The sequence below is a fragment of the Burkholderia sp. BCC0397 genome (assembly GCF_902832865.1).
In the GTDB taxonomy this organism is placed as follows: domain Bacteria; phylum Pseudomonadota; class Gammaproteobacteria; order Burkholderiales; family Burkholderiaceae; genus Burkholderia.
Genome location: NZ_CADFDL010000005.1, coordinates 88,818 through 113,855 on the forward strand (window position 1 = coordinate 88,818; position 25,038 = coordinate 113,855).

Here is a 25,038-nt window from a genome sequence, read left to right on the forward strand (position 1 = left end):
TCTGTATCTAAAAATATATCTTTAGATATTATTTGGCGATCGGCAACTGGTAGAAATGGCAGTCGGCCGCACCGGCCGGCATCGTTGAAAACAGCGGAGGGGGCGGACAGAGGCGCGCGGATTACGCGATGGCGAGTGCGTCGAGCGCTGCCGCGAGCGTTTGTGCGACGGACTGGCCCGAGGTATCGATGCGGCAGTGCGCGCAGGCGCGGTACAGCGATTCGCGCGCGTCGTGCAGCGCGGCGAGCGCCGCACGCGGGTCGGCGACGTTCAGCAGCGGGCGGGACGCGTCGCCGCGCGTGCGGTGCCATAGGGTGTCGAGATCGCTCGCGAGATGGATCACGAAGCAGCGCTGGCCGAGCCGGGCGCGCGTGTCGTCGCGCAGCACGGCGCCGCCGCCGGTCGCGAGCACGAGCGCCGGCCCACGCGTCAGCGCGTCGATGACGCCGGCTTCGCGTGCGCGGAAGTCGCCCGCATGGAATTGCGCGGCGACGGGTGCGCCGAAGCGGCGTTCGAGTTCGCGGTCGGCGTCGACGAACGGCAACGCGAGCGCGCGGGCCAATGCGCTGCCGACGGTCGTCTTGCCGGCGCCGGGCATGCCGACGAGCGCGATGCGCGTCGAGCCGGCATGCGGGCGCGGGCTCACAGGCGGCTCCGCAGCGACGGCGCGCGGCGTGTCACGGCGGCGATGCGCTGCATCCGCACGTAGTTGGCGAGCGGGTCGAGCGCATCGGTGATGAAGGTGTGAGGCGCGCTGGGGGCCGTGTCCAGCGCAATGCCGGCGACCACGAGCGTGCCGTCGCACAGTGCGTCGGCGAGCGCGCCGATGCGCGCGCCAAGTGCCGGTGACGCAACGCCGAGATCTGCGACGACGCGGCGCGAGCGCGGCCAGTCGACCGGCTCGGCCGGGCGTACCGGCCAGCGCGCCAGCAGCCCGCCGGGCAGCGGCGTCGCGGCCCGTGCAGCGGACGTTTCGAGCACCCGCCAGGTCAGCGGCGCCGCGGGCAGGCAGGCGCGCCAGCGGCCATAGGCGGTCGCCGAGGTGTCGCCGATCGCCACCGCCGGAAGGCGGAGACGCTCGCAGCGCCGCAGCAGGCACGCGGTGCCGGCGGCGTCGGGCGTGCCGCGCACGAACGGCAGCAGCTCCAGTTCGTCGTCGTATTCGGCGCGCAGCGCGCGCAGCCATCGCCCGGCGGCGAGCGGCAGGCCGTCCGCCGCGGCGATGCCGCACAGCACGAGCAGGCGATCGTCGCGACCGTCGCGAATCGCGAGCAGCCGGGCGGCGACGCGGGACGAAGCGGGCGCCGCCGTCATGATGCGACCGGGCCGTCGGCGTGCCGGTCGGTACCGCCCGCGGCACGCGGGTAGGCGCCGAGGACGCGCAGCTCGGAAGCGGCGAGCGCAATCTCGTCGAGCGCCGCGTGCACGTTCGGATCGAGCGGGTGCCCGCCGAAATCGATGCAGTACCGATACGCATGGCCGGCGCCCCGTGCCGGGCGCACGTCGACCCACAGCAGCGGTGCGCGGTGGTGGGCGAGCGCGTCGAACACGCGCGCGAGCGCGTCGGGCGCATCGGTCGGCCGCAGCACGATGCTCGTGCGGTCATGGCCGGTCGGGGCGGGCGCCTGGCCGCCGACGATCACGAAGCGCGTGCGGTTGTCCGGGTGATCCTGGATCGCGCTGGCAACGATTCGCAGTCCATAAAGTGCAGCCGCGGGTTCACCGGCGATCGCCGCGCAGTCATACAGGTGCGCGGCCTCGCGTGCGGCCACCGCGTTGCTGGATACCGGGATGCGGCGCAGGTCGGGCGCGTGCGCGTCGAGCCACGCGCGGCATTGCGCGAGCGCCTGCGGATGGCCGACCACGCTGTCGACGCCGGCGAGTGATCCGCTGGCGCTCAGCAGGCAGTGCGCGACCGGCAGTTCGATCTCGCCCGTGACGGGCGCCGCTTGCGCGATCAGCAGGTCGAGCGTGCGGGTCACGCCGCCTTCGGAGGAATTCTCGACCGGCACGACCGCGCATTCCGCGTCGCCGCGCGCGAGCGCTTCGAATACGGCGTCGATCGTCTCGTGCGCCTGCCCGCGGGCGAACTCGCCGAAGTGACGCAGCATCGCGGTTTCGGTGTAGGTGCCCGACGGGCCGAGGAACGCGACGGACGGCAGCGATTGCGCGTCACGGCTCGCGCTGAACAGCGTCTGCCAGATGGCGCGCAGGTCACGGTCGCGCAGCCCCCACGGCGCGCGCGTGCACAGCTCGGCCACGATCGACGCTTCGCGGGCAGGCTGTCGCACCGCGAGCCCCGCATGCCGCTTGAGATGACCGATCTCGGTTGCGTGAACGATGCGCTGGCCGATCAGATCGAGAAGCTGGTCGTCGATCACGTCGATCTGCGCGCGGCGTCGCGCGATCGCATCGTCGACGGACGACGGGGCGGCAAGTTCGGACGGCGTCATGGCGTGTCGATCCGTGAAGTCGGGGAAACGGCCGGCCGGTGCGTGGCGAGGTGCGTCGCCGCGCCCGGCTGCATACGTGCGACGGCGCGCTCGTATTCGGCCTCGAGCCGCTCGACGATTTCGGCGACGCTGAGTACCGCGTCCATCGCGCCGACGCCCTGGCCGGCCCCCCAGATGTCGCGCCACTGCTTCGCGCCGCCGTCCGGCGAGAAATCGAGCTGCGCGCCGTCGACCCGTGCGAGCCGGCGCGCGTCGAGCCCGGCCGCCTCGATGCTCTGGCGCAGGTAGTTGCCGTGGACGCCGGTGAACGCGTCGGTGTAGATGATGTCGGCAGCGCTGGCTTCGACGATCGTGTCCTTGTAGCGCTGCACCACGTTGGCTTCGTGCGACGCCAGGAAGCGCGTCCCGATGTACGCGAAGTCGGCGCCGAGCGCGCGCGCGGCGGCGATCGCGTCGCCTGTCGCGATCGCGCCGGACAGCGCGATGAAGCCGTCGTAGAAGCGCCGCACTTCCGTGACCAGCGCAAACGGCGACAGCGTGCCGGCGTGGCCGCCCGCACCCGCCGCGACGAGGACGAGGCCGTCGACGCCGGCTTCCAGCGCCTTCTGCGCATGTCGCACCGTCGTGACGTCGTGCAGCACGATCCCGCCGTACGCGTGGATCGCGTCGACGACATCGCGCGACGGTGCGCGCAGGCTCGTGATCATCAGCGGCACGCGCCGGTCGATGCAGATGCGCAGGTCCTGTTCGACGCGCGGATTCGACGGATGGCAGATATGGTTGACCGCGTACGGGCCGACCGGCGCATCGGGATGGGCATCCCGGTACGCGCGCAGCGTGCCGTCGATCGTGTCGATCCAGTCGCCGAGCTGCGCGCTGAGCCGCGCGTTGAGCGCCGGAAATGCGCCGACGATCCCGCTCCTGCACTGGGCGAGCACCATCTCGGGATAGCTCGCGATCAGCATCGGAGACGCAATCACCGGCAGTCGAAGACCCTGCAGCGGAAGCGGAATCATGGTCGGGCTCCGGCTCGTTAGCGTGCGAGCGCCGCGCTGTCGCGCCGCTCGTCCAGGCGGCGGTGGAAGCCGTCGCGGCTGACGGCGCAGCGCGTATGCACGCCTTCGCCGACGACGCCCACCGCGTCGCGCACCTCGACCCGGTACGTCATCATGCGGCCGTCGACCTCGATCAGTTCGGCGTCGACCGTCACCTCCCATTCGGGCGGCGTCGGTGCGAGATGCTTGATCTCGAAGTTGTAGCCGACCGTCATCTGCCCGGCCGGCAGCAGATGGTCGGTCGCCTGCATGCAGGTCTGTTCGATGAAGATGATCATGATCGGGCTCGCGAGCGCGTGCGCTTCGCCTCCCCATTGATCGGCGAGCGAAATCGTGTCGACGCGGTGGGTGGCGCGGGCACGCAGGCCAGTCTGGATAGTCAAGGGCAGCTCCTGAAGGGGTGATTGAGGGTGAGCGGTCACGCCGCGCGCGCCGTGGCGGCCGCGCGTCGTTGCATCTGGCTGAAGATGTTCCGGTAATGCATTTCCTCGGTGCCGCCGGCCGAGCCCATCGCGAGCGCGTCGGCGACGAAGGTGGCGAGCGGGCCGCGCCGGTAGCCGTCGCTGCCGTGAATCGCGAGCAGGTGCAGCGCGGCCTGCGCGAGATCGCGCGCGCCCCCGAGCTTCGCGATCGAGCAGTTCGCGAGCGCCTCGGGACGCTGCGCGACGAGCAGGTCGAGCGCAGCGCGCGCCGTAGAGCGAGTGCGCTCGATGCCGACCTGAACCTCGACCAGCCGGCGCTGCACGTGCTGATGGGCGTCCAGCGCGACGCCGAGCGTCTTGCGGGCGCCGGCGTGCGCGAGCGCGTCGGCGAGAAACGGCTGGGTGACGTTCGCGCACAGCAGGCCGAACAGCGCGCGATTCATCGACGCGATGTCCATCAGCAGGCGCAGCCCGTCGCCGGGCGTGCCGAGCAGTTCGTCGGCGTCGATGCGCACGCCGGACAGCGCGAGATCGCCGATCGGAAGATCCGCGACGCCGAACGTCGCCTGCGGGGCGCTGCGCTGCACGCCCGCGCGTTCGGGATCGATCAGCACCAGCGCGGTGGCCGGTTTGCCGTCGCCGGTCAGGGTCGCGACGATCATCATCAGGCGCGCTTCTGGCGCGTGGCTGATGTTGTACTTGTGGCCGTCGAGCCGGTAGTGGTCGCCGTCGCGAACGAGGCATGTTTCGAGCGCGCGCACTTCGGTGCCGGTACCTTTCTCCGAGATCGCCGTGGCGCCGATGGCGCCGGACAGCAGCGACGGCAGATGCCGTGTGCGCTGCGCGTCGGAACCGTATGCGACGACCGCGCGAATCAGCGTCGCCTGATTGGCGAGCGCCATCGCAAAGCCGACGGAGCGCAGCGTCGCGGCGACCGCTTCGAAGGCATCGACGAAGTCGTGCCACGTGCCTCCCGCGCCGCCGAGTTCACGCGGTACCGGCAGGCGCCACAGTCCCGCGTCGGATAATGCATCCCATGCATCGCGATGGAAGGCGCCGCAAGGGGCGGACCGCGCATGGCGTTCGGCGATGTCCCGGTATGCGGCGGTCGTCGTGTGCTGTGCTTCGCTGGCAGTGAGAGTCATGTCGGGGCGCGGGGCTTTGCATGGATCGTGTCGCCAATCTAATGAAAAGCCCGGGGGCGAGAAACTGTCAGTTATTGCACTTCGAGGCGGCGTGCAGCGGCGGATGATTCGGGCGCAGGCGGCGAGGCGATGGACGGCGGAGCGCGATTGCCGGACGTGATCGTGATGTCCGTCGCGCATCGGCGCGAGCGAGGGCTGCCGGACGACGGCGGTCACACCGTGCCGTCGTCGGCGGTATCGCGGCGCTTCGATGACGGAAGACGATCGCGCGTCGGTGGTGAGGCGACACGCGGTGGGATGGCCGACGCTTCGTCGTCCAGGTCGATTCGATTGACTTCGCAGTCCATATCATTTGGATGGCGTGGAATGCAATCGCGTCGAATTCCCGATGCTCGTTTCGTTGCCGTCACACCTGCCGGGCGTCGGGCAGGCGTCGGTGGAGCGTGCGGCGAATAAACCGGCAGACGATTCGGACGGCCCGACCCAGTTGTCGAGATTCACTTACCTTTGACGGTTACTCCACGATGTGGCAACGCTCTGCCGAGGCGTCGCTCGGCGAAGTTTGTACTCGTAGTTCATGTAACGTTGAACTAGCGCGCTCACCGTTTACTTAACCTTGAACTTTGGCGACATGTGATGCTTTTTGCGAAAGTACGCAAGTACCGCTGAATATCTGGAGCGCATCTCCCGTGAGTCCAGTTTGACTTCTCTCGATCAGCATCCTGGATTGACTTCATATTAGAAATATGAGGTTGACCGTGGACGAGAACGTTCTTCCCGAGCAAGTGAAGGCTGCGCGAGCACTTTTGGCGTGGTCACAACAGGAGCTGGCCAGGAATGCACACGTTGCTGCACTGATCGCCAGCGATTTTCGTGTGTGCAGCGGGATGAGGTAGGGTGCAGCTTTGACTTTGTTGCCGAGGCTGTTCATGAACAAGCAGGAACTCATTGACGCGGTCGCAGCGGGCGTGGGTGTCGCCAAAACCGACGCGAGCAAAACCGTCCAGGCGGTCCTGGATACGATCGCGGACGCCGTGAGTCGCGGCGAATCGGTACAGCTGATCGGTTTCGGCGTGTTTTCGCAGGGGCAGTGAGCCGCCCGCACGGGACGTAATCCGACGACGGGCGCGGAGATTGCCGTCCCGGCCGCGAATACTGTGAAGTTCACCGCCGGCAAGGCGTTCAAGGACGCGGTGAACGCACTGTGACGCAGCGCGATGTCGGGCAGGCCGCTTATGCCGGACTGCACCGCGAAATTGCTGATGTAGTCGCGTCGGCGCGCGAAGCGACGGCTCGCATGGTGAACGCCCTGATGACGGCGACATATTGGGAGATCGGGCGACGAATCGTTGAGTTCGAGCAGGGTGGGGAGGGACGGGCCGCTTATGGCGAGGCGGTGATCCGCCGTTTGGGCGCCGATCTGTCAGAGCGATTCGGTCGCGGCTTCGGATGGCGCAATCTCGCACAGATGCGCGCCTTTTACTTGACGTGGCCTGCGGATCGGATTGTGCAGACACTGTCTGCACAATCCACGCCCGCCCGGATTGTCCCGACAGCGTCTGCAAAATCAACCAAGGCAGCTGTGAAGGCGTCGACGGGCGTGGCGTTTGAGCTAAATTCAATCGCTCAGGCTTTTCCGTTGCCCTGGTCCGTCTACGTTCGCCTCCTCGCGGTGAAAGCGCAAGCTGCTCGCGACTTTTACGAGGCTGAAGCATTGCGTGAGGGCTGGTCTGTGCGACAGCTTGGCCGTCAGGTCAGCAGTCAGCTCTATGAGCGGCTGGTGATGTCACGCAACAAAGCGTCCTTGCTAGGAAAGGCGGCTGTAGCGCAACCCGGCGATCTTCTATCGGCCTGAGGAAGCGATCCGCGATCCGCGATCCGTTTGTCCTCGAATTTCTCGACATGAAGGACGAATATTCGGAGTCGGATCTCGAAGCGGCTTTGATCCAGCACTTGGCAGATTTCCTCCTCGAGCTCGGCGATGACTTTGCGTTCATAGGTCGGCAGCGGCGTCTACGGATCGATGACACCTGGTTTCGAGTCGATCTCGTGTTTTTTCACCGGCGCCTGCGATGCCTGCTCATTATCGATTTGAAGGTCGGGCGCTTCAGCTATGCGGACGCGGGGCAGATGCATCTCTACCTCAACTACGCGCGTGAACATTGGATGAAGCCCGGCGAAAACCCCCCGCTTGGCTTGATTCTGTGTGCTGAAAAAGGCGCGGCCGAGGCGCATTATGCACTCGACAACCTACCGAACAAGATACTCGCAGCGGAGTATCAGATGGTCCTGCCGGATGAGGCCACGTTTGCTCGAGAATTGGAGCGAACTACGATCGAACTGGAGCGCCGTGGCCGCAAGGCGTGACTTTCCGTTCGAGGCTCGGAGATGCTTGGGCATGCTTGGAGTCAGCGAATCCGATGCGGGGACGGGCGTCCGGTAAATTTTGATGTTGGTGGCACTGGCAATCAAGCTATGAGAAAACACTCTACCTCGCGCCGACGGCCACTGACGAAGGCGCAGCGAAGGGCTGTTTGTCTATGCCCCGCGGCTGCTGATAATCGGCGAGTTGAGGTAGGGTACCGTCACCGACGTAAATCATCGACCTGCACGACCGCATCCTGGGCAAGCTGTTCAACGTCGCCAAGAACAAGCATCAGCAGCAGTTCCAGGCGTCCGGCAAGGCAATCAACGCCAAGGTGCGACTGTTCGGGCGCATCGGCCAGGCGCTGATCGAGGCCAAGCAAGCGGGCCGTGATCCCTTCGCCGCCATCGAAGCCGTCATGTCCTGGGATGCTTTCGCCGAAAGCGTCACCGAGGCGCAGAAGCTCGCTCGGCCCGAGGACTTCGATTTCCTGCACCGCATCGGCGAGAGCTACACGACGCTGCGCCGGTACGCGCCGGAACTCCTCGCCGTGCTCAAGCTGCGGGCCGCGCCCGCCGCCAAGGATGTGCACGACGCCATCGAGGTGTTGCGCGGCATGAACAGCGGCAACGCCCGCAAGGTGCCTGCGGACGCGCCGACTGACTTCATCAAGCCGCGCTGGCAGAAGCTGTTGGTGTTCGAAGTTTCTGCTAACGGTGACCGCAGATACGAGGCATGGCCGATAACCACTGAACGCATTGCCGGGTTTGTCTCTGGTTATTCCAGCATTCAAGCGAAATACTTACAAATCAATAACTTACTTATTATTAAACGATATATTACATTTTCATAATGATGGATCTGGCGCGCATCAAAACTTTTTTGATGTGGTCAAAAAAATGTTGACGCGACGTTTTTCGTCTGGAAATATCATACGAACATTCGAAGCGAACCTAATTACAGAGACGGCTCTCCATTGATTCGCTTCGCGCAATAGGCAGAATATTTTCAGTTTTTCAGGAATCGCCGTTCGATCAAGGTGACCCCACCTTTTCGATCCGGCAGTGGATCACCTCGCCTCGGCGATGTGAAGGGCCATTTCGGCCAATGGTGCGCATGTGGTTTTTGCGTTCTTAATTTACATTTAGGAGTACGAAAATGGAAAAGACGAGCACAACCCGCCCGGATCGTGCGGTTAAGATCTTCACGCAAAAGTAACGGCATCATCTGTAGGTCGTTCCGCATGGCTTGGTGTTGCGCCATGCGGAACGACTCGTTCGGAGTCGATTGGAACGAATGCGCGACCATAAACCATGCACCATATCAATTCCCTAGCCTATTTCAGAGAGGATGGTCTTTTTGTTCTAGGCGACAAGAAAGGAAGTGTAGAACTGGTTAAGTCGGAGGACCTGAAAACTGTCTCTCTGGCGAGCGTTGGCAGCACAACGATTCAGGCCATCTCGGTTTGCGACGCGCGTCATCTCGTGGCCACACTGAACAAGGATTTCACGATCACGATATTGAAGGTTTCATATGAAAATCTTGAAATCGTCACGTCGATCAACAGTCTCGAGTACATGGTTGAAGACGGTTATCAGATTGCCTTTTCGGAAAGTCAGGAAATAGCGTTCAGTCCTGGTGGCCATCGGATTGCGGTGAACGGTCCGACCGGGCGGACGCTGATCTTCGATCTGAACGATGCGATGCAGATCGTCGCGTGGCGCTCGTTGCGGCATGAAAGCCCGGCGGCACCGACCACCGCAGCATGGGCGTCCGATACCGTTCTGCTGGTTGGCCTGATTGATGGCAGCATTGTGCGTTTTGACTATCAGAGCGAGCACCAGACACTGACCCGCATCGAGGGCATCAACGAAACGATTCACTGGTTCGAGCGCGAGCCGTCCGGCACATGGCTTGTCGCGACAGACGCACGGCGTCTAGTTCGGTTCGACGACCGGACCCTCGAATATGAGATCGGCCCTCCATTCGCGAACGACGATTTCGAGCACGTGACGCGCGAGCCGTCGACGGGCAAGATCTTCGCGTCGTCGTTCGATCGCAACGTGTACGAGATCGACCCTTTGTCGCTAGCACCGACGCGCGTCGCATTCAAGGCGCCGTTCAAGCTGCGCTGGATCCGGGCCGGCACGGAAGCGGGTGCGGTGAAGCTGTACCTGCAAGTCCGGAACGGCAGCTTCCTGAAAGTGGATTACGACACCGGGCACGTGGAGGCGGCGATTCATACGGCGCTTCCCGCTCTATGGAGCGCCGCCTATTTCGGCAACGATTTGGTGATCGGTGGCGAGGGGGGGCTGTTCCGCGCAGTAGGCGACACGGTCGCCGGCTGGCCCTCGCTGGGCGACGACGACATCGTCCCGGGCGGTCACTACATCAAGCGTCTGGTGTCGCATGGCAACAAGCTGGCTTGCGGGACGTCTGCGAAGACGATGGTCCTCGTCGATCCGGACGGTATCCGCCGCCGCGAAGTTGGCGCGGCAGTCCGCGATCTGGCCTTCGTCGACGCCGACACGGTGCTGGCATGCCTGGAGGATGGCAGTCTGGTCGAGATCCCATGGCGACATTCCGACGCCTGCCGGACGGTCTTCAAGAGTGCCAGCGAGCCGCTCTGGTCGCTGGCGATCCACCCGGACAACCGAACAGTCGCGGTCGGCGAGCGGATGGGCCGAATCGTCATTCTGACGCGCGACGACGCAGGCGAGATGCAGGAAGTGATCGACACATCGTCGCGCATCCCCAAGCGGATGAAATGGCTGAATCAGGACGTCTTGCTCGCGGTGCACAGCTCCGCGATCGACAGGATTACGTGCATCGACGGCAAGTGGCGCCATGACGAGAATTTTTACAACGGCCAATCGAACACCGTCGAGGATTTCCTCGCGCTCGAGAACGGCAAGTTTCTGGTCGGCATCACATATAACAAACTGATCATGGTGTGGGACGTTGCTACGGGCGAACTTCTGAGTTCGAGCTACTGGGACTTCGACTACGCGAAGGGGATGATTCGAGTCCAAGACTCGGAGAGTGAATTCCTAGTCTACGGCCGCGACATGATCATGAAGAAGTTTTGCCTGCACGATGCGCAGGTGATCTGCCTGAAGATATTCGAGAAGACGAATCACTGAATCTTTCACGCAGCGTGACGCGGATGCCCGTTCCGGATGACACCATGATCAAGAATCCTATCTATTTTTCGTTGCCGCGGCAGTTCTATCTCTTCCAAGGTGGGATCATATTTGGGTATTTTGCATTGCGCCTGATGGTCCTGGGCACGTCGTGGTGGTGTCTTGCAAAAACGCACAGCACCGTGGCGCTCGGCTCGGTCATTTCCGCGTCCGTGCTACTCGAACTGCTCGCGGTTCCGCTCGCGGCGCCGCTCGGCGATCGCTTCGGCGCAAAGCTGATCAAAGTCACGTTCGCGATCCAAGCGCTGTGCCTGTTCATGCTCGCGTCGGCCGCGCTGTTTCTGAAGACGTTCAGCCTCGTCGCCGTCGTGCCTCTATTGGTGATCTCGCAACTCGCCGACGCCGCGCGGGATCCTCTCGCGGACTCATTGCTTCCGCAACTGATCGGTAACGACGCACTGGTCGACGGTGAGCGCGTGCGTCGGGCGCTTGGCACGCTGTCTCGAATCCTCGGGCCGGTTGTCGGGGGGGCGGTTACTGCGATGATGGGGCCGTCCATCACGCTGTATCTCGCCGCAGCGGCGCTGGTCGTCGGCGGTTACATGTGCATGGCATCCGGCGCGGGACGCCCGCGCGCTCGTGACCAAGTGGGTGCTACGTCGCGCAAGTCCAGCGGATGGGTCCGAGAATTGGCGCATGGTTTCCTCAGCGTGATCGCGATTCGGACCGAGCTGGCGATCGCGTTCGGCAACTCGTTCCTGACGGTCGCCGTAAGCACGTTCATGTTGATCGCGCTGCCCCAGCTCGCGCAGGAGACGCTCGGCGCATGGGTAATGGGCGCGGTCGACGGTGCGTTTGGATTCGGCGTCTTCGTGGCCGCGACCCTCGTCGTGAAACCGCTGAACGGACGATTCGGCCGTTATGGCACGGTGGTCCTCGGCTTGCTAATGCACGTTGCGGCGTTCGTCGTGCTGTTCGCGTGTGCGAGGGTCGTGCCCTTGGTGGTGGCCGGCGGCTTCGCGCTCGGCTTCGCGTCGGTGCTCGTCGCGACCAATCTCACCGCGCTGCGTCTTCAAGCGACGCCGCCCGACTATCGGACACGCGTCATCGCCAACACCATGTTCATCTCGTCTATCTTTCTGCCGGGCGCCTTGTACGTCGCCGGCTGGGTCGCTCGCGGGTGGGGAAGCGGTGCGCTGCTGGGCAGCCTCTTCACTTGTGCGCTAGTCGCGACGCTTATCATCCCGTTCGCGCCGCATCTGAGGAACCTGCTAGGAAAGGACAAGCAGGAAGGCGCCTCCGATTATGCGGCATTGTTTCCGAAAGCCTTCGGCAATCACTCGTGGAGTGAATCTTGAAAGCATTGATCGTCAGCGGTAGCCATCGAGCACAGTCGCAAAGCGGCCGGGTGGCGAAAACCCTGTGTCAGCATTTCCTGCCCGCACATTTCTCCAGCATCACCATCCACGATCTAAGCGAAATGGATCTTCCGTTCTGGGACGAGACGGTATGGGACGACGCATCGCCGTGGGATGTGAAGCTCGAGCGGGTACGCTGCGACCAGCGCGAAGCCGACGCGCTGATCTTTGTTTGTCCCGAGTGGAACGGGATGGCACCGCCGCGCTTGAAGAACTATTTCTTGTTCGGCGATACCGGCAGCCTTGAGGACAAGCCAGCCCTTATCGTGGCCATTAGCGCAGGGGTCGGCGGTGCGTATGTCGTATCGGAACTGCGGTCGAGCGGCTACAAGAACACGAAACTCTGCTACATCCCTGAGCACGTGATTATTCGGGACGTCGAGAACTCACTCACAACGGCGCCGCAGTTCGCCGGCGATCCGATCGCTGAGCGTTGCCGTTACGCGATCGGGAAGCTCGCGCGCTATGCGGACGCGTTGTCCGAGGTCAGGTCCCAAGGAAGCGAGGCCGGCGCTTACCCGTACGGCATGTAGTGAACTACGCGCAAGCGCTCCGGCCGCGCGGCATGCGCGAAGTACGACGGTAGCCAGCATGCCACGCGACGTGGCCATCGATTGTCGGCCGATTCTTGCCGACCTTGGAATGCACGGTGTCCTATGAAGAAATCCGCAACCATCAGGTCGATGGTGACGCTGCCGCTCGAGTTGCCGGGCGGCGGCGTCTCGTCCGGCAAGATCGTGAGCTTTTCGGGGCTCCACGATAGGCTCGAACATTTCGCATTGGTGCTGGGTTCGCCCGATCCGCTGTGCCCGCTGGTTCGCGTGCATTCAGAATGCGTGACCGGTGACGTGCTCCGATCGATCCGGTGCGACTGCGGCCCTCAACTGAATGAGGCGATCCAGTGCCTGCACGACGCGGGCGGCTACCTGTTGTATCTGAGGCAGGAAGGGCGGGGAATCGGCCTGTACCAGAAACTTGCCGCGTATCGTCTTCAGGACGACGGGCATGACACGTTCGAAGCGAACCGACTGCTCGGCTTTCGCGACGACGAACGCGAGTACGGGAGTGCGGCGGCGATGCTCGTGGCCCTGTCCGTGTCACGGATCCGCTTGTTGAGCAACAACCCCGACAAGCAGGCGCAGCTCGAGGCGGCGGGCATCATCGTCGCGGAGCGGATACCGACGGGTGTATTCGTCGCCGAGCACAATCGGCGCTATCTGGAAGCGAAGGTGCGGGTCGCGCACCACACAATAAGCATGGACAATCCGGAGGTGATCAGATGATCGCGCATCGCTCTCCCATCAGCGGCGTAGCCGCATTCGGCGGACGCTTCGTCGCGACGGCCGGCTACGACAACCAGGTGATCCTATGGGACGCGCTTACCCAGCGCGCGCTGGGCCGCGGGTTGCACGACCATTTGGCGAACCAGGTCGAGTTCAGTCCGGACGGCCGATATCTCGTTAGCGCGTCGAGCGACCACACCGCACGGGTATGGATGCTTCCCGATATGAAACTGCACGCGGTGCTGTCCGATCACGTCGACGACGTGGAGATGGCAGTGTTCCACCCGGATCGCGAACTAATCGCGACCGCATCGCGCGATCAGCGGATCATGGTCTACAACCTGACCGGCAATCTGGTGCGCTGCTTCAATGGCCATCGCGCCGACGTAATCTCGGTCGTGTGGTCGTCGTGCGGCGACTACCTGATTTCGTCGAGCGACGACGGCACCGTCAAACGCTGGTCGCTCGAGACCGGCGAACTAGTGACCGACGTCGACGTGGGCGGCGTCGAAACAGACACGATCGCGATCGACGCAGCGGGCGGAATTTACGCAGGCAACGACGAGGGCAATATCGTAGTAATCCGCAGCGGTCGCGTCGAGACGATCCGCGCACATGCGGCGGGTATCAAGCGTCTAGTGTACAACTCGCGTGCGAAGCTGCTCGTCAGTCTCAGCTATGACCGCACACTGTGTGTATGGCACGTCGGCGAGACGCTCGACAAGATCGCCACGGCGTTACTGCCCGCTGAGATCTGGGCCCGCTCGTGCGCGTTCATCGACCGCGCCACACTGGCATTCGCGACGTTCGGCAACTCCTATGCGGTGTATCACATCGACACCGATAGCTGGGACCTAACCCGCGTCGGACCGACGGCGGGCGTTAACGCGGTCGCGCTGCACGACGGGCACCGGCTGACGGTCGGCGACAACGGTGTGTTCGCGATCGATGGCCAACCGGTTACGCATCTCGGCAGCCTGTGCAACTTCATCACGCTAACCGACGGACACATCCTCACCGGCGGCCAATTGGGGCAGGTGATGAACGCGCTGACAGGCAGAGTGCTCTATCAGCATCATTCGCCACTCAATTGCGGCGTCGCGTTCACGCGCGACGGGCATGCGCATGCACTAATCGGGACCTATACCGGTGAAGGCCTCGTATTCAGGATGGCGCAGGACAGCGGGGCCGTGCTGGTCGGGATCCTGCGGCTCCATACGAACGCCGTCAAGTCTGTCGCGGTATCCGACGGTGTCATTTTCTCAGTGTGCGCCGACCGGGGCGCCGCGTGGTTCTCGGTCGATACCCTTGATGAGATTGGCCGGGTTGACGACGCACACGATCGGATCGCGAACGGCGCTGCGCCGCTGCCGGAGCGTCGCTTCGTGAGCGTAAGCCGGGACCGAAAGATGCGCATCTGGCGAGAGGAGCAGGTGGAAACGCTGGATACGCCACATGAACATTCGATCAAGTGCGTGGCTACGTCGCGCGACGGGCGCTACATCGCGAGTGGTTCCTATTCCGGCGTCGTTGCGGTGTTCGATGTGATCGACGCGCGCTGGGTCGCGACGGTACGCCCGACGACATCTGGCATTTCGTCGATCTGCAACGGACCAGCGAGCGGCACGTTCCTGATGAGTTCGTACGACGGACACGTATACGAATTGGATGTTGCCGCTGAAATCGTGCAGGGCGAGTCGCATGCGCAATCCGAACTTGCTTGATCCGCGGACCGCGATGGGTTTGCCCGGCCGATTCCACGACCGACTCGGCCTTAACCTGCTGTCTGCGCATGAGGATCTGGTCGAATGCGATGCGGTGCGACTGATCGAAGTGCTGGAGTCGATCTCGGCGGACCGCCAACGCCGCTTCGCAGCGGGGTTGATGCTCGGGTTGCGCGGCGATCCGCGCATATCGGTCGAACGACCACAGATGATCCGGCTGGCCGGCGGGCGGGTGACGCTCGGGTTGAGCCGGCACGGGGTCGAGCGGGTGGTGGCGCAATGGGCGCATCACGGCGTGCAGCGGGAATGGATCCTGAAGGAGTGTCCTGAGTATGAGTGCCACGTCGCGCCGTTTGCGCTGGCGCGGTTTCCCGTGACAAACGCCGAATATCGCGCGTTTCTGGAGGCAACGCACAGCGACCTTCTGCCGACTTCATGGCAGTTTGGCATGTATCCGGCGTGGTTCGCAAATCATCCCGTCTGGACTGTTCCGCCGGCCGCCGCCGACGCCTATGCGGCGTGGCTGAACGAGCGGACCGGGCGGCGGTTTCGGCTGCCGACCGAAGCTGAATGGGAGTACGCCGCGTCGGACGGCGGACGGCGCGAGTATCCGTGGGGCGACGAGTTTGATCCGGCGTGCGCGAATACTGCCGAGGACGGACCGTTGTTCACAAGCCCGGTCGGCATGTATCCGCGAGGACGAAGCGCCGCTGGGATCGACGACATGGGCGGCAACGTGGAGGAATACACGGCCGACGACTACGCTGTCTATCCGGGCGGCGAAACGATTGACGACGACCTGCTGCGGATCTGCGGTACGTATCGCGTCGCGAGAGGCGGAAGCTTCACGCGGTTCGGCGACCTCGCGCGATGCCGGCGCCGGCACGGATGGTATCCGGGGGCGATCTATGCGATGGGATTTCGCTTGGCGGAAACGCTCTAGTAGGGTGTCCGCCGAAGTAATGTTAGGAATGGTGCCCAGCGACCGCAAATTTTGGCATTCAAACTATTTTACATAATTGTATCTGGCGCCAGAAATACTGTAGTGGCTATAGGGAGTCTGAAGTTTGGTAAGCGTGCCAGTTCCCCATAAGGCGAATGTACCCCCGAGGGATCGGGCCGGTCGTTGGAATTCGGAAGCACCGGCCTGATGCAGCCGACAGTCCACACGCTGCTTCACCGCGACTGCGTGCGAGGCGTCTGCTATCGCACGATCATGTCGATGCTGTGCCGAATTTTGCCTAGTAGCGGCAGTTCGCGGCATTGACAGATCCGCCGGAGAATCGCGAATGCTTACGGGCTGTCGAGAGCAAAGCAACGGTTGCACTTTATCGGTGATGAAGATGTCGCGTCTTTCTTCACACTTGCTGCGACCTAGTCTCCTATGGCTGCAGTGCCCATGCCGGACTGCCGGCATGCCCAGCTCGGCATGCTGCAATGCATAAGCGATCTGTTCTTCGCTGAACTTTCTCTTCTTCACGGCATGATCTCCTGGTCTCGGTGACAACGTCATGCCGGAATTTTCCACTTCCACATGGGACAGTCTTGTGGACTCAGGTTAGGGTCGGTTTCAACTTGGACGAAAAAAATTCCAAGTTGGATGCATCTCGACAGCCCGGCCTTGCCTCCATGAAATTGTCGTGCTAGTTTTTCATGAAATTTCTCTGAGAAATTTTCACGGGAGCCCGCATGTTCGTGCAGTCCGACCGTCACGTCGCAAGCTACTACGCCGGCACCTACCCGGCGCCGATCCCGCATCGGCCGGCGCTGGACGAACGCGTCGACGCCGACGTGCTGGTCGTCGGCGCGGGCTTCAGCGGGCTGCATACGGCGCTGCGGCTCGCGCTCGCCGGCAAGCGCGTCGTCATGCTCGAAGCGAGCCGCGTCGCGTGGGCCGCGTCGGGCCGCAACGGCGGACAGGCGCTGCTCGGCTGGTCGTGCGACATGCAGCCGCTCGAGGATGCGCTCGGCCGCGACGGCGCGCGGCTGCTGTGGGACAGCATGCGCTGGGCAGCGGCCGAGGTGCGCGAACTGCCGGCGCGGCACGGTTTCGACATCGACTACCGGCCCGGCAGCCTGTGGGCCGCGGTGCGGCCGCGGCGCGTCGCGATGCTGGCGCAGGCGCGCGACGAGGCGGCCGAGCGGTGGGGCTACGACCGGCTGCGCGTGATCGGGCGTGACGAGATGCCCGAATGGATCGGCGGCACGCGCTATCTCGCGGCGCTCCACGATCCGGAGGCCGGCCACCTTAACCCGCTGAAGCTCGCGCTCGGCCTCGCGCAGACGATCGAGCGCGCGGGCGGCCGCATCTTCGAACAGAGCCGCGTGCTCGACTGTCGCGAGACGGCGGGCGGCCACGTCGCCCGCACGGCGCGCGGCGAAGTGCGCGCGGACGTGCTGGTGCTGGCCTGCAATGCGTACGTCGACCGGCTCGATCGCGACCTTGCGCGCCGGCTGCTGCCGGTCGGCACGTACCAGGTCGCAACCGCGCCGCTCGCGCCCGACGTCGCGCGTGCGCTGCTGCCGCGCAACAGCTGCGTGATCGACAACCAGTTCGTGCCCGACTATTTCCGCCTGAGCCCCGACAACCGGCTGCTGTTCGGCGGCGGCTGCACCTATCTCGGCGGCATCCCGGCCGATATCGCGGCGGCGACGCGCCCGCACCTCGAACGCGTGTTTCCGCACCTGGCCGGCGTGCCGCTCGACTACGCGTGGGGCGGTCACATCGACATCAGCATGCGCCGCACGCCGGACATCGGCCGCCGCGGGCAGCGCTTCTGGCTGCAGGGCTTTTCGGGGCACGGCGTGCTGCCGACGCTCGCCGGCGCGCGCGCTGTGGCCGACGCCGTGCTTGGCGACGCACACCTGCTCGCGCAGTACCAGCGCATCCGCAACCCGCGCTTTCCCGGCGGCGACCGGCTGGCCGCGCCGCTCGAAGCGATCGGCAAGGCCTGGTACCGGCTGCGCGATACCGTTTGACGTCACTTCGGAATCCATCATGAATGAACAGGAAGAGATAGAAAGCCTGGCGATCCTGATCCGCGACCTGCGCAAGCATCGCAAGGTCACGTTGAACGATCTCGCCGAACGGATCGGCCGCTCGGTCGGCTTTCTGTCGCAGGTCGAGCGCGGGCTGTCGCGCCCGACGGTCGCGGATCTCACCGCGATCGGCGAGGCGCTCGGTGTGCCGACCACGTATTTCTACAGCCTGAGCAAGCCGCGCAGCGTGCCGTGGGTCACGCGGCCCGACGAACGCCGCACCGTGTATTACGCGGCCGGCATTACCGACATCCTCTTGTCGCCGAACATGCGTTCGCGCTTCTCGATCCTCGAAAGCCATCTCGATCCGGGCGCGAGCAGCGGCGAGCGGCCGGTCGACGACAGCGACGAGCAGGGCGGTTTCGTGCTCGAAGGAGAACTGACGATCTGGATCGACGGCGACGACACGCCGGTCACGCTCGGCCCGAACGATGCGTTCCAACTTCCCGCGCACAAGCGCTTCCGCTACGCGAACCTGACCGACGCGCCGACGCGCGTGATCTGGGTATTCACCTGAGTTTTCAGGCGGGGCAGGCGGTGTTGCAGGCCGTCGCGCCACGCAGCCTGTTTGCAGTACTGATCGACATGCGGCGTGCGTTGCGCTGGATACCGCATGAATCCGGTTCGCCGCGTTGCGGCGCCGCCATACAAGACATGGAGAGGAGGAGACATGGCTGACGTCGTTCCCGCGCTGGTCAGTGAAGTCCGCGCATTCCGGCAGGCGCACCCCGAGATCCGTTATGTCGACCTGATCTGCCTCGACCTGCCCGGGCATTTCTACGGTAAGCGCTATCCGATCGACGCGCTGGAAAAAGTCGCATCGGGCGCGCTGCTGAAGCTGCCGCAGAACTGCGTGTTGCTCGGCACGCAGGGCGGCCTCTACAAGATCGGCGATTACTGCTTCAATGACGGCGATCCCGATGCGCCGCGCCGCCTGATTCCCGGCACGCTGAAGCCCGTGCGCTGGGAGCGGCAGCCGCTCGCGCAGATGCTGATCAGCTCCGACGGCACCGATTCCCCGATCGAATTCGAGCCGCGCGAGGTGCTCGCGCGCGTGCTGCGGCGATTCGCGGCGCGCGGCATCCGGCCGGTCGTCGCCTTCGAGCTCGAGTTCTACCTGTTCGCCGCGCAGCTCGCGGAAGGCATGCCGCAGTATCCGCGCGACCGCCTGAGCGACGACCGCGACGATCAGCCGAACATGCATATCGAGCGCCTGTCGCGCTTCGCCGACGTGCTGCACGAGATGGTCGACGCCGCGTGTGAACAGGGTGTCGATGCGACGGTGATAACCGCCGAGCTCGGGCCTGGCCAGTTCGAGATCAATTTCGGTCATACCGACGACGGGCTGCGCGCGGCCGACTGGTCGGCGCTGTTCTGCCGCAGCACGCGCGGCGTCGCGTTGCGGCATGGCTATCGCGCGAGCTTCATGGGCAAGCCGTACCTGCATGCGCCGGGCAGCGGGATGCACGTGCACGTGAGCCTGTATGACGACGCGGGCCGCAACCTGCTTGCGGCGGACGAACAGCGGCCGTTGAGGCATGCGGTGGCCGGCTGCCTCGCGCTGCTGCCGCATTGCATGCCCGTGTTCGCGCCGAATCACAATGCGTTCCGCCGCTACGGATCGATGGTGAACGCGGCGAGCCGCGCGAGCTGGGGCTTCGAGGATCGCGACGCATGCATCCGGATTCCGGAGTCGGATGCACGCAACCTGCGGATCGAGCACCGGCTCGCGAGCGCGGATGCGAACCCGTACCTGGTGCTTGCGGCGATCCTGAGCGGGATGGAGCACGGGCTCGATGCGCGGCTCGAGCCGATCGCGCCGCTCAACGACGATCGCGGCAGCGGCATCGATTTTCCGAAGGAGATGCTGTCGGCGGTCGCCGCGATGCAGGATCATCCGGCCGTGCGCGAAGGGCTCGGCAGCGAGTTCGTGATGGTGTATTGCGAGAACAAGCGGCAGGAGGAGCTGGATTTCCGCAACGAGATTGGCGCGCGGGAGTATCGGTGGTTTCTGTGATTGCCTGCCGCCGTCCGCACCGCTTATCGGCCGCGCGCCTGCTCCATCGGCAGATGCGCGCTCCACGCGCTCGTCAGCGCTTCGATTTCCGCGACCGGATCGATCTGTTGTCGGGCACTGTCGCTCACGTCGTCGCCGAATAACAGGTGCGCGAATTCACGCGCACGCTCGGTGATCGCCGCGGTTTTCCCGCTGCGCCGTAGCGTGAACGACGCGAGCGCTGCATCGAGATCGCTGCCGTTGCCTGAATCGTATTCGTCGAGACACCGGGCAAGATGCCACGCATCCTCGAGCGCCTGGCATGCGCCTTGTCCGGAGGTCGGGAGCGGCGCGTGCGCGGCGTCGCCGATCAGCAGAACATTGCCGCGGTGCCATACGTCGACCGGATCGAGATCGTGCACGCGGATCTTCGCGATCGTGTCCGCTGGCGTCGCACGGATCACGTTCGCGATGGGCGCCGGCCACGACGCGAAGCGCCGCTCCAGCATCGCGCGTGGATCGTCTTCCGCCGCATCGGCCAGGTTCGCTTCCGGCCATGCCGCCGCCCAGTACATACGATGCCGGTCCAGCGCGACGATGCCGAAGCGTTCGCGCCGGCCCCAGTAATCGAATATCGACACTTCGTCGACCAGCGGCGCATCGCCTTGCGCGATGCCGATCCAGTTGACGAAGCCCTGATAGACCGGTGTGTCGTCGCCGACCACATGGCGTCGCGCAACGGAGTTCATGCGGCCGTCCGCGCCGATCACGAGGTCGGGGGCGATCGTCGTGCCGTTGTCGAAGCGAACGACGGCGCGGCCATCCGCCCCGGCGTCGATGGTCGTTGCGCCATGGCCGAAGTGGACATCGATGCCGCGCGTGGCGAGGTGCCGTGCCAGCACGGCCTGCAGGTCGCGCCGCAGGATCGACACCGTCGGGAAGCCCATGCGGCGGTCGAGCGCGCGGATCTCGGTGACCTTGAGCAGGGTGCCGTGCCGGTCGATGCGTCGCATTGCGTGCAGGTAGCCGCCGGCCTCGACGATGTCCGGCAGCAGGCCAAGCTGCGCGAGGACGAAGCCGGCATTCGGCCACAGCACCACGCCCGCGCCCATCGTCGATTCCGACGGCCTGCGTTCGTACAGCCGGATCTCGTGGCCGCGTCCGGCGAGCGCGAGTGCGGTGCTCATGCCGGCCACGCCTGCGCCCAGGATTGCAATGTTCATGATGCTCCTTGCCTGTGTCGTGCGAACGCTCGCCTGGCCGCGGGTTCGTGCGTCGGCGTCGCATTGACGGGATGAGCATCGTAAATTATGGTCTCTGGCGGGATAAGCCATGAAAATCGGCAGGCTTTGATATCTGAAACGGGATAATGATGCGTAGCAAGCTGGATCTGAATGCGGTGCGCGTATTCGTGTCGGTCGTCGACGAAGGCAGCTTTGCCGGCGCGGCGCGCGTGCTCGCGCTGCCGGGTTCCAACGTGAGCCGCCATGTGGCGCAACTGGAGTCGAGGCTCGGTGTGCGCCTGCTCGAGCGCAGCACGCGGCACCTGCGGATGACGGAGGCCGGGCGTTTGCTGCACGAACGTGCGCGGCCGATGCTCGATGCGTTGACGCAGGCCGAATGCGAGCTGACGTCGCAGCAGACGGAATTGCGCGGCGTGCTGAAGCTTTGCGTACCGGGCGAAATCGGGCCGCGTATGCTCGGGCCGATCGTCGCGGAGTTCGCGAGCCGCCATCCGCATGTCGAGATCGACTGCGATACCAGCCTCGCGGGCGTGTCGACGCTGCGCGACGATATCGACCTGTCGATCATCGTCAATCGCGGGAAGCTGGACGACAGCGCGTTCGTCGTCAGGCCGCTCGTGAGTTTGCCGAGCGTCGTCGTGGCCGCGCCGTCGCTCGTCGCGCGGGTCGGGATGCCCACACGGACGGAGCAGCTCAGGCAGTTGCCGTGCATCACGACGTTGAGCACGCTGAAAGGGCAGCCGTGGCAGTTCGCCGACCGCGACGGGTGGATTCACAAGATTCCGGTGGCGAGCCGGTATCGCGTCAATAGTGGCGAGATGGCCGGCTTGGCCGCGGTGAACGGGATCGGCTTCGCGATTCTCGTCGAGCGTGCGTGTGCGGTCGAGCTTGCCGAAGGGCGGCTGGTGCGCGTGCCGCTGGAGAGGGCGCCGGCGCCGCTGGAACTGCATGCCGCTTACGCGAGCCGGAATTCGGTCAACGCGAAGATTCGCGAGTTGCTCCAGCTGATGCAGGAACGGCTGGCGATGGAGGCGGCGATGCCGCCATCGCGATCACTTCGGTAGGGCGCGCAAGTAGCGCACTTCTTCGATCGGCGTACCGTCGATCTCGAATGTCTTGATGTCGTGTTCGGCGACGAAACCTTCACGTTCGTAGAACGCTCTTGCGCGACGGTTTTTGACCAGTACCCACAGCGACACCCAAGCATGGCCCGCGTCATGCAGCGCTCGGCATGCATGGTCGACCAGCCGCGCGCCGATGCCTTGCCCGCAATGCGACGGATGCAGATAGATCGCTTCGATTTCGCCCCACGCACGATCCTTGTCGGTGTCGCGCGTCGGGCCGTACGCGATCCAGCCGGTCGGTGCGTGGTTCGTGAACGCGAGCGCGACGCGCGGTCGTCCTGCGTCAAGTGCCTGGCGCCAGGCGGCCGTGCGCTTCTCGACCGACAGACCGGCGAGGAACGGCGCCGGCATGATGTCCGTGTAGGTGGCTTGCCACGACGCGACGTGGATGTCGGCGATGGCCGGTGCATCGGCGGAGGTGGCCGCGCGGATGTCGATCGTCGTCGTGTTCGGTGCCATGCGTACCTCGCCAGATCGTGTGCCGTTTGCCGCGTTGCCACGCGGAGGATTCATTCCGCCGGGTCCAGGCTGCCGTCGATTGCGAAACGGTAGCCGAGATCCACTTGCGACGCGTCGCCCGGCGCGTCGGTTCTCTTCAGTACGAACTCGAACGCGGGCTCGAACCAGCCGTTGCGTGGCAATTCGCCACCGAGGACTTCGACGTCGTACCAGCCGTTGTCGATGTCGATCACGGGCCTGCCCGGTTCGCGATAACGCGCAAGCAGCGCGTTCACCGATTCATCGGTGAAGCGCTCGAGAATACGCCACGTGTAAAGCATTACCGAACGATGCTCGACGCGCAGCACGTATCCGCCGCGCCGATGCTGCAGGCGGCTTCCGGCCTTGAGCAATTCGGGCGTGTCGTCGTCCAGCGTGAAGATGACCGTATACGGATGGTTCTCGATACCGGCCAGCGGAATGACGACACCTTCGAGCACGGCGTTGTCGCCGCTGTCGCCGATCGTGAACTCGGTTGCTACGTCGTCCGACAGTCGATGTGTTTCCTTGTAGCGCTTCAGCAGCAGAAGATCGCCGACGAGGAAACAGTCGATCAGGTCGTTGAGGACTTCGGAGAATACATGCCGCATCGTCGTTCCTTTCGAAGGTGGCGTGCCGCGACATGCGTCGTGGTACGCCACGCCCGACGATCTTACTCGCCGAGCTTCGACGCCACGCACCCGGTGCTCGAGCATTCGCGCTCACGCTCGCGCAGGAACGACAGCCGCGATTGCGTCATGTCGTTCGCGCACTGGATATCGACGAGGTAGCTGCTGCCGCGCGTCTCGCTGCACTGCGCGTCGCGTTGTTTCAGCCACGCGAGCTGGCCGGCCTTCAGCGTCGCCTGCTGGTCGCCGCTCAGTTGCTTGCGCAGCCGGCCGTATTCGTCGTTGAGATCGCGGTCGGACTGCGAGAACTGCGTGCTCGTGCAATACACCTGGTCGAACGCGCTGCGCGGCTTCCCGCAGCCGGCCGCATGCGCGGCGAACGGAACGGCAAGCGCGAGCAATGCGCAGGATGCGAGCAGATTCTTCTTCATAGGTGATGCTCCTGACTGGGTGAAAACCGTTGAACTCGACGGACAATACCGTCGTTTATTCGGGCGTCGTACACGCGTCGATGCCGCCCGCGATCGCGGCGGACAGGCGCTGGATCGTCTCGCGCCGCGCGAGCCGCGCTTCTTCGTCCGGATTGACGATCACGCCGGCTTCGACGAGCACGGCCGGAACCGGCGCGGTGCGCAGCACGACGAGATCGTCGAAGCGGTGGATGCCGAGTTGCGGATCGATCAGCGGGCGGTTCTCGCCGCGGATCGGCTGCGCGTGATACAGCGACGGCCGTTCGCCGGCCGCGACCAGCCGCTCGGCGATCGCCTTCGCGCAGCGCAGGCTTTCCGCATAGTGCGGATTGCGCGCCGACACGAACACCGAGAAGCCGCGGAATTCGCGCTGCCGGCCCGCGTCGATGAACTGCTGCTGCATCGAGTCGTGATGGATCGACACGAACAGGTTCGCGTCGGGCGCTTGCGTCGAGCGCTGATCGAGCGCGATCTCGCGGCCGTCCGCCGACGTGCGCAGCACGCGGTCGCCATGCGCGGCGAGTTTGTCGGCGACCGCGCCGGACAGGTCGAGGTTGTACAGGTATTCGACGCGGCCGCTCGCACCGGTGGAGCCCGGATGCGCCGGCGTATGGCCGGTGTCGACGACGATATAGCGCCCGGTCGCGGGCTCGGTAACGGAAGTGCCGGCGGTGTCGGCCGCGTGCAGCGCCAGCGGTGCGCCGAGCAGCGGGGCGCACGCGAGCACGCGCGCGGCGGCGCGCACGACCGGGCGAAGGCGTCGAAGGGTTCGGTTCGTCATTGTTGTTGTCGAGAAGGGCGTACGGCGCGTCGAACGGCGCGCCACCGTCGGCCTGCTCAATGCAGTCGGAATGTCGCGCGATTATAGCGGCTGGTGGTGGCGCTGCAATGACGAACGACGGTCGTCAGGCCAGCGTGCCCCCAGTACGACGCTTTCCCGAACGGCGACAACCCGGACAGGCCGGCATGCGCGAATGCCATCGGGCCGTCGGCATCGCGCCGCGCGAGCAGTCCCGGCGCATTGGACTGAACGGATGATGCGCGCTATGCA

The 25,038-nt window shown here is 64.7% G+C and carries 21 protein-coding genes and 4 pseudogenes; 13 read left to right on the plus strand and 12 right to left on the minus strand.

The genetic code is table 11. The features are described 5' to 3' along the window. Window positions 1-121: 121 nt before the first annotated feature. Genes HWX03_RS17875 through HWX03_RS17900 form a run of 6 tightly spaced genes read right to left on the minus strand, consistent with a single transcriptional unit; the run spans window position 122 to window position 5,075 of the window. Complete coding sequence (locus HWX03_RS17875) at window positions 122-646, minus strand: shikimate kinase (protein ID WP_244132664.1); 525 nt, start codon at window positions 644-646, stop codon at window positions 122-124. Further along, window positions 643-1,314, minus strand: a complete 672-nt coding sequence (locus tag HWX03_RS17880; protein WP_175872065.1) for a hypothetical protein — start codon at window positions 1,312-1,314, stop codon at window positions 643-645. Before HWX03_RS17880 ends, HWX03_RS17875 begins: the two co-directional genes overlap by 4 nt. Beyond that, on the minus strand, window positions 1,311-2,453 hold the full coding sequence (pheA, locus tag HWX03_RS17885) for a prephenate dehydratase (protein ID WP_175872066.1): 1,143 nt from the start codon (window positions 2,451-2,453) through the stop codon (window positions 1,311-1,313). The genes HWX03_RS17880 and pheA overlap by 4 nt, the downstream gene beginning before the upstream one ends. Then, complete coding sequence (locus tag HWX03_RS17890) at window positions 2,450-3,469, minus strand: nitronate monooxygenase family protein (RefSeq protein WP_175872067.1); 1,020 nt, start codon at window positions 3,467-3,469, stop codon at window positions 2,450-2,452. Before HWX03_RS17890 ends, pheA begins: the two co-directional genes overlap by 4 nt. A 17-nt stretch (window positions 3,470-3,486) precedes the next feature. Continuing rightward, entirely contained in the window at window positions 3,487-3,891 is a 405-nt protein-coding gene (locus tag HWX03_RS17895; protein WP_174432333.1) for a hotdog domain-containing protein, read from the minus strand. A 35-nt stretch (window positions 3,892-3,926) separates the two neighbouring features. Then, a complete protein-coding gene (locus HWX03_RS17900) occupies window positions 3,927-5,075 on the minus strand; it encodes an acyl-CoA dehydrogenase family protein (RefSeq protein ID WP_175872068.1) in 1,149 nt (382 codons plus the stop codon). A gap of 929 nt (window positions 5,076-6,004) precedes the next feature. On the opposite strand from HWX03_RS17900, the pseudogene HWX03_RS36940 reads away from it, so the two are divergent. From HWX03_RS36940 to HWX03_RS17965, 12 genes and pseudogenes are all read left to right on the plus strand, one after another. Beyond that, a pseudogene (locus HWX03_RS36940) lies at window positions 6,005-6,283 on the plus strand (HU family DNA-binding protein). A 104-nt stretch (window positions 6,284-6,387) separates the two neighbouring features. After that, window positions 6,388-7,442: pseudogene (locus HWX03_RS17915) on the plus strand (PDDEXK nuclease domain-containing protein). A gap of 230 nt (window positions 7,443-7,672) precedes the next feature. Further along, a pseudogene (locus tag HWX03_RS17920) lies at window positions 7,673-8,137 on the plus strand (Tn3 family transposase); the annotation flags it as partial. Between the two features lie 616 nt (window positions 8,138-8,753). Next, complete coding sequence (locus HWX03_RS17925) at window positions 8,754-10,583, plus strand: WD40 repeat domain-containing protein (protein ID WP_175872070.1); 1,830 nt, start codon at window positions 8,754-8,756, stop codon at window positions 10,581-10,583. 44 nt (window positions 10,584-10,627) lie between these two features. Then, a complete protein-coding gene (locus HWX03_RS17930) occupies window positions 10,628-11,941 on the plus strand; it encodes an MFS transporter (protein ID WP_175872071.1) in 1,314 nt (437 codons plus the stop codon). Next, the gene (locus HWX03_RS17935) at window positions 11,938-12,534 is read left to right on the plus strand and encodes an NAD(P)H-dependent oxidoreductase (protein ID WP_175872072.1); all 597 of its coding nucleotides are present in this window, start codon (window positions 11,938-11,940) and stop codon (window positions 12,532-12,534) included. Before HWX03_RS17930 ends, HWX03_RS17935 begins: the two co-directional genes overlap by 4 nt. A 150-nt stretch (window positions 12,535-12,684) precedes the next feature. Beyond that, the gene (gene ribA, locus HWX03_RS17940; protein ID WP_239468995.1) at window positions 12,685-13,284 is read left to right on the plus strand and encodes a GTP cyclohydrolase II RibA; all 600 of its coding nucleotides are present in this window, start codon (window positions 12,685-12,687) and stop codon (window positions 13,282-13,284) included. Then, complete coding sequence (locus tag HWX03_RS17945) at window positions 13,281-15,008, plus strand: WD40 repeat domain-containing protein (RefSeq protein WP_175872073.1); 1,728 nt, start codon at window positions 13,281-13,283, stop codon at window positions 15,006-15,008. The genes ribA and HWX03_RS17945 overlap by 4 nt, the downstream gene beginning before the upstream one ends. Then, entirely contained in the window at window positions 14,986-15,951 is a 966-nt protein-coding gene (locus HWX03_RS17950; protein WP_175872074.1) for an SUMF1/EgtB/PvdO family nonheme iron enzyme, read from the plus strand. The genes HWX03_RS17945 and HWX03_RS17950 overlap by 23 nt, the downstream gene beginning before the upstream one ends. A 746-nt stretch (window positions 15,952-16,697) precedes the next feature. After that, a complete protein-coding gene (locus HWX03_RS17955; protein ID WP_175872075.1) occupies window positions 16,698-17,987 on the plus strand; it encodes an FAD-binding oxidoreductase in 1,290 nt (429 codons plus the stop codon). Window positions 17,988-18,006: 19 nt separating this feature from the next. Further along, complete coding sequence (locus HWX03_RS17960; RefSeq protein WP_175872076.1) at window positions 18,007-18,564, plus strand: XRE family transcriptional regulator; 558 nt, start codon at window positions 18,007-18,009, stop codon at window positions 18,562-18,564. Between the two features lie 153 nt (window positions 18,565-18,717). After that, window positions 18,718-20,064 (plus strand): glutamine synthetase family protein, encoded by a 1,347-nt coding sequence (locus HWX03_RS17965; RefSeq protein ID WP_175872077.1) that lies wholly within the window; start codon window positions 18,718-18,720, stop codon window positions 20,062-20,064. Between the two features lie 23 nt (window positions 20,065-20,087). Here HWX03_RS17965 and HWX03_RS17970 read toward each other — a convergent pair whose 3' ends face one another. After that, window positions 20,088-21,266 (minus strand): FAD-dependent oxidoreductase, encoded by a 1,179-nt coding sequence (locus HWX03_RS17970; protein WP_175872078.1) that lies wholly within the window; start codon window positions 21,264-21,266, stop codon window positions 20,088-20,090. A 149-nt stretch (window positions 21,267-21,415) separates the two neighbouring features. On the opposite strand from HWX03_RS17970, the gene HWX03_RS17975 reads away from it, so the two are divergent. Then, on the plus strand, window positions 21,416-22,351 hold the full coding sequence (locus tag HWX03_RS17975) for a LysR family transcriptional regulator (protein ID WP_175872305.1): 936 nt from the start codon (window positions 21,416-21,418) through the stop codon (window positions 22,349-22,351). Here HWX03_RS17975 and HWX03_RS17980 read toward each other — a convergent pair. From HWX03_RS17980 to HWX03_RS37340, 5 genes and pseudogenes are all read right to left on the minus strand, one after another. Further along, window positions 22,340-22,870, minus strand: a complete 531-nt coding sequence (locus HWX03_RS17980) for a GNAT family N-acetyltransferase (RefSeq protein WP_175872079.1) — start codon at window positions 22,868-22,870, stop codon at window positions 22,340-22,342. The genes HWX03_RS17975 and HWX03_RS17980 overlap by 12 nt on opposite strands. A gap of 50 nt (window positions 22,871-22,920) precedes the next feature. Beyond that, window positions 22,921-23,499, minus strand: coding sequence for a hypothetical protein (locus tag HWX03_RS17985; RefSeq protein WP_175872080.1), 579 nt, complete (start codon window positions 23,497-23,499; stop codon window positions 22,921-22,923). Window positions 23,500-23,561: 62 nt separating this feature from the next. Next, a complete protein-coding gene (locus HWX03_RS17990) occupies window positions 23,562-23,948 on the minus strand; it encodes a lysozyme inhibitor LprI family protein (protein ID WP_175872081.1) in 387 nt (128 codons plus the stop codon). Between the two features lie 55 nt (window positions 23,949-24,003). Next, the gene (locus tag HWX03_RS17995; RefSeq protein ID WP_175872082.1) at window positions 24,004-24,768 is read right to left on the minus strand and encodes an N-acetylmuramoyl-L-alanine amidase; all 765 of its coding nucleotides are present in this window, start codon (window positions 24,766-24,768) and stop codon (window positions 24,004-24,006) included. 56 nt (window positions 24,769-24,824) lie between these two features. Then, a pseudogene (locus HWX03_RS37340) lies at window positions 24,825-25,010 on the minus strand (hypothetical protein); the annotation flags it as partial. Between the last annotated feature and the right edge of the window lie 28 nt (window positions 25,011-25,038).